Annotated in this window: 2 protein-coding genes and 1 pseudogene; 2 read left to right on the forward strand and 1 reads right to left on the reverse strand. The window is 42.5% G+C overall.

Features of this window, described 5'->3' with window-relative positions; genetic code table 11:
- Positions 1-2,397: ATP-binding cassette domain-containing protein (locus MICAI_RS19265; RefSeq protein ID WP_039900534.1), on the reverse strand; the 2,397-nt coding region annotated here is incomplete at its 3' end.
- A 196-nt stretch (positions 2,398-2,593) separates the two neighbouring features.
- Between MICAI_RS19265 and sir the strand changes: the two genes are divergently transcribed.
- Both sir and MICAI_RS19275 read left to right on the forward strand, forming a co-directional pair.
- Entirely contained in the window at positions 2,594-4,531 is a 1,938-nt protein-coding gene (gene sir, locus MICAI_RS19270; RefSeq protein ID WP_008206117.1) for a sulfite reductase, ferredoxin dependent, read from the forward strand.
- A 105-nt stretch (positions 4,532-4,636) separates the two neighbouring features.
- Positions 4,637-5,199 (forward strand): annotated as a pseudogene (locus MICAI_RS19275) (tetratricopeptide repeat protein); the annotation flags it as partial.

Below are 5,199 nucleotides of genomic sequence, written 5' to 3' on the forward strand. Positions count from 1 at the left end.
TAAAATATCTTTTCTTTTTTGCCACCAATAGGTAAGGAGAAAATAAATAAGAGAATGAAGAATTAATACTCCCCAATTCAATAACAAATTATTGATAGATAATTGATAAACTTGATTGGCATCCTCAAAGGGTAAAGGGAAATTAAAACTATTTTGTTCTTTCGCTTCTGCAATCATAGCTTCCACCTCTACTAATACACCGTAGGCAGCAATTGACCAGCGACTAATCATCAACCATGATAGATATTTTCCCAGATATTCTAAGTTAAATAATACCCCAGCAAAGATAATCTGAGGGATTAAAATTAAAGGTAAGGCACTATTTGCTTGGGTGATATTACTAACGCCAGCAGAAATTAATAAACCGAGATTAATTGCCGCAAATATAGTTAAAAATGTGGTAATAAAACAGCCAATTAACCAAGTCATTAATTCCGGTTGCGGGTCAGTAAATCCCCAAAATATCACGCAGGTAATGACAATTGTTTGCAGAAAAGCTAAGGCTGCTAAAACCAGACTTTTTGACAATAAATAGGGTAATAATCCCAGATTAACTAATCTTTCTCGCCGATAAATTGGCGATTCTTTGACAATTTCCTGTAGGGAACAGGCAAAACCTACCCATAATTCCGCGCAGGTAAAAACAAAGAGAGTTTTTAAGGCTAAAGGTGCGGATTGGATAGCCTGCTCAAAACTGGGATTATCCCCCAAAAATAAAGGATTTTCGTCCCCTAAAACCATGGCCATTAATAAAATTCCGATCGGGGCGGTTAATAGGGATAAAATTAAACTAACCTGATCGCGGATAATTAATTGGCTATAGCGTTGACATAAAACCTGTAGTTGTAGCCAAAAAGACTGTTGAACCTGTTGCGGTTTACTCTTATTTTGCTGAAATACTTTACCTATTCTTGCTTCAATATTATTTTTGTAGTAGTTGGATTGTTGGAAACGTTGGCATTCTTGCTCAACTTTTTCGCTAGTTTCCAGATGAATATAAATATCGGCAAAATCCCCCTGAGGTAAAGAGAAAAAATTTAAGGCCTCCCCCGGAGAACCAAAATAACATAAATTGCCCCCTTGACCGAGAAAAACTAATCGATCGCAGAGATTGATATTATTAGTAGCATGGGTGACTAGGAGAATTGTTCTGCCTTCTTTGGCCAATTTTGCCAGCAGTTCCATCATCTTTTTATCTAAACCGGGGTCTAATCCCGAGGTGGGTTCATCTAAAAAGAATAATTTGGGATTGGCTAATAATTCTACCGCAATACTCACCCTTTTTAACTGACCACCACTTAAGTCTCTGACTAAAGTATTTCTTCTTGCTAACAATTCCACCTGCTGCAGGGTTTTCTCGATCACTTCTTGGCAATTAATATCCGGAGGTAGCCTTAATTTAGAGGCATAATATAACACTTCTCCCACAGTTAAATCCCTGTGAACGATATCGTATTGGGGAACATAACCGATTTGGGTGCGATAGATATTAAAATTCTGGCGCAGCTCTTCCCCATTCAGATAAACTGTCCCGGAGGTGGTGGGTTCAATTCCTAATAAAGTCTTTAATAAAGTCGATTTTCCCGCACCACTTCCCCCGACAATCGCCACTAATTGACTCGGTTCGATCGGTAAGGAGATATGATTGAGAATTATCAAGGGTTGTTTCTTTTTATCCCGCACCATCCTGACGATATTTTCGGCATCTAGACGGATATTATCCCCCGTATCTAATAAAACTAATTCATCTCCCTGCAAACAAAAACTATAGGGGCCGATTCTCACCGTACAACCGTTGGTTAAAATGGCACTACCCGATACTTTTTGTCCGTCGATAAAGACTCCATTGGTGCTTTGGTCGTGGAGAATATAACGATTTTGGTTATCGCTGTCGATAATCGCGTGTTGTCGGGAAATTGTCGGCGCGTCTAAAACCACAGTCGCAGCATTATCTCGTCCTAAAACTACACTGCGATGGCCTAGGGAAACCGATTTAAAAGCTAAAGGGGGGCTTTTTACCAGTTGGTTAGGATGATAATAGGTAATCTTGACCGAATTTTTGGCATCTTGACCGATATTAATCTCATCCCCATTTTGTAAAAGATGGCCCTCTTTGGGGGTAATGACGCGATTGTTGATAAAAAGTTGATTGGAACTAGGATTAGTTCCGTCTCCATCGTAGATATAGTAATCATCTCCCTGACGACGAAAACAAGCTTGGACTCGACTCACCACCGTCCAGTGTGGGGGAACAACTAAATCCACCTGTTGATCATCCCGTCCCAATTTATAATTAGGACGACTCAGATTAATAGAAGGGAGAATTTCTCCCTGATTGTTAAGAATAATGTAGGGTTCTTGACTAATAACCGTTTTAATGTTGGGAGAATTGGTCATAAAAATTCGATCGGTAGATGGCGTTCGCGGGGGACGGTAAGAAGCTAAGATAGAATTAAGGTCTCGATCGCTACTGTTAACCTCAGAGTCTGGAACGAACTCTAGAGATCATCTTAGTAAAACTTCTTAGGATCGATCGAGCTTGTCTAAATTCCTATTCCTAAGACCTATCCACAGGTTATCGTGCTGTTAGACGATGGTTACAACTCCTATTTCTCCTACCGCCAAGGTTTCTAAAGTCGAAGGTATCAAAGAACGCAGTAATTATCTACGAGAACCTTTGGCCAGTGAACTCCTCGAAGATACAACTCATTTTACCGATGCGGCGGTGCAGATCCTCAAGTTTCACGGTTCCTATCAACAGCATAATCGCGACAATAGAACCAAAGGTCAAGAAAAAGACTATCAAATGATGTTGCGTACCCGCAGTCCGGGGGGGTTTATTCCCGCGCAACTATATCTTACCCTCGATAGTTTGTCCGATCGCTATGGTAACGGCACTTTACGGGTGACAACCCGCCAAGGCTTCCAATTACACGGCATTTTAAAGAAAAATCTCAAAGCTACCCTCGGGGAAATTATTCGCAGTATGGGATCCACTTTAGCGGCCTGTGGTGATGTTAACCGCAATGTCACCGCACCGCCAGCCCCCTACAAAAATCGCCCCGAATACGGCTATGCTTGGGAATATGCCAATAATATCGCCGATTTGCTCAGTCCCCAAACTGGAGCCTACTACGAAATTTGGCTCGATGGCGAAAAAGTTATCAGTGCAGAAGAAGCCCCAGAAGTCAAGGCATCGAGACAAAAAGATACAAATGGCATTAACAAAAACGATCCGATCGAACCGATCTACGGTCAACATTATATGCCCCGTAAGTTCAAGATCGGTGTCACCGTACCCGGAGACAACTCCATCGATATCTACACCAATGACCTCGGTTTGGTGGTGATTACCGATGCAAACGGGGAATTGCGAGGTTTTAACATCCTTGCGGGGGGTGGACTGGGAAGGACCCACAATAAGGAGGAAACTTTCCCCAGAATGGCCGATCCGATCGGTTATGTGGACAAAGAAGAGGTGTACGATCTGGTAAAAGCGATCGTGGCAACCCAAAGGGATTACGGTGATCGCGGCGAGCGTCGTCATGCGAGAATGAAATATATCCTCGAAGAATGGGGAGTAGAAAAATTCCGCAGCACTGTTGAGGGTTATTTCGGTCAAAAAATTGCCCCCTACCAACCCCTCCCCGACTGGAAATATCAAGACTTTTTGGGATGGAATGAACAGGGAGACGGAAAATTATTTTTTGGTCTTTCTGTGGAGAATGGCCGGGTCAAAAATGAAGGCAGTTTTCAGCTAAAAACCGCCTTAAAAGTGATTATCGAGCGTTTTCAGTTACCCATGCGCTTGACGGCTAACCACAATATCATTCTCTACGACATCGAACCCCAGGATCAACAAGCGATCGAGGCGATCCTGAAAGAACACGGAATTGTCACCAATCCCGCCGAAATTGACCCTTTAACCCGTTATGCCATGGCCTGTCCCGCTTGGCCTACCTGTGGATTAGCGATTACTGAGTCAGAAAGAATTTTACCCAGCGTGATTGAACGCATTCGCGCCCTGCTTAATCGCTTAGGATTAAGCAAAGAGGAATTTGTCATCCGCATGACAGGATGTCCTAATGGCTGCGCGCGTCCCTATATGGCAGAATTAGGATTTGTGGGTAGCGCTCCCAATTCCTACCAACTCTGGTTAGGGGGAACAGCCGATCAAACTCGACTAGCGCGCCCCTATTTGGATAAAATGGCGATCGATGATCTAGAAAAGGTCTTAGAACCGATTTTTGTTTACTTCCAACAGGATCAACAAAATAACGAAACCTTCGGAGAATTCTGTCATCGAGTCAATTTCCCTGCTTTACAAGCATTTTCAGCCACCTACACACCTAAAATGACCGAAACTACTACCACTGAATCAAAACCCAAACGCGTGCGTAAAAATCAAAACCGTGTCAGCGTCCCCGATGATATGTTTGTCCGTCTCAAGGAAGCTTCGGAAACGGAAAAACGGCCGATGAATCAAATCATCAATGAGGCGCTAGAGGCCTATTTCAGCCAAAAATCCTAATCAGTTATTAAGGTGGGACTTAACCCACCTTTTTTTAATTAGTATATTCATAGGGTCGGTCTGTCGAAAAAATCATAGTCCATCACATCATCTTGGTTACGCGATATGGTGCAACAATTGGGGCAGTTTCTCAACCCTCAAGCGGGAAGTATAGAGGAATATCAGAAGTTTTTATCAGAAGTCTTACAAGCAGAATATGACAGTAATAGCGATCCTACGGTGGTTTATCCTATCCTACAACGCGGTCAACATCTGTTAGATGATATCTTTGCCCAACTGTTGCAACAATGGGCTAGAAATGTGTTTTCTCAAGGGAAACCAGAAGAAGTGGCGGGTATTGTCGGGGTGATTCAGAATTTATGTGTTGATATTCAAAATTTTCCCTTGGGAAGTTGGGCTAATAATCCAGAAATTGCTATTACAGGCTATCAGACCCTCTTAGAAGTATATACCCGTCAAGCTTTTCCTGAAAAATGGGCAAGGATACAAAATAATCTGGGGAATGCTTATCGTAAGCGCATCAGAGGGGAATGGGCAGAAAATTTAGAGTTAGCTGTTGTTGCTTATAACCAGTCTTTAGAAGTCTATACCCGTGATGCTTTTCCTGAAGATTGGGCAGTAATACAAAATAATCTAGGGACTGCTTATAGTCAACGCATCAGAGGGGA

This window comes from Microcystis sp. T1-4, from assembly GCF_000297435.1.
Lineage (GTDB): Bacteria > Cyanobacteriota > Cyanobacteriia > Cyanobacteriales > Microcystaceae > Microcystis.

Bases quoted from the DNA above. Each gene is read 5' to 3' on its own strand.
- sir (WP_008206117.1), top strand. From the start codon at position 2,594: ATGGTTACAACTCCTATTTCTCCTACCGCCAAGGTTTCTAAAGTCGAA.